Genomic DNA, 302 nt, shown 5'->3' on the forward strand with positions numbered 1-302 from the left:
ATGGCTTGAGCAGGCCGGAGCGCCGCTTTGCCCGATCGAGGATCACGGCCAGATGAGCCATGAGGCGCTGGACGATGACAGCGAGGATGAGGGCGGCGAGGACGGCTAGACGCCCTGCCCTTTCATCCGATAGCCGTTTGCGCTATGACCACATGCAAACATGAGTTCATGTAAGGATATTCACATGCCAACAATCGCGATCATCAGCCAGAAGGGGGGCGCGGGCAAGACCACCCTCGCCTTGCACCTGGCCGCAGCCGCCGAGGATTCCGGGCATACCGCGCTGGTGATCGACCTCGACC

The 302-nt window shown here is 61.9% G+C and carries 1 protein-coding gene and 1 pseudogene; both read left to right on the forward strand.

The window, feature by feature from the left end; translation table 11 throughout:
* Nucleotides 1-109 (forward strand): annotated as a pseudogene (locus AX703_RS20175) (transcription elongation protein SprT); the annotation flags it as partial.
* A gap of 75 nt (nucleotides 110-184) precedes the next feature.
* A partial coding sequence (locus tag AX703_RS20180; protein WP_156452146.1) for an AAA family ATPase occupies nucleotides 185-302 on the forward strand: 118 nt, incomplete at its 3' end.

It is taken from the genome of Novosphingobium sp. CCH12-A3, from assembly GCF_001556015.1.
In the GTDB taxonomy this organism is placed as follows: Bacteria; Pseudomonadota; Alphaproteobacteria; order Sphingomonadales; family Sphingomonadaceae; genus Novosphingobium; species Novosphingobium subterraneum.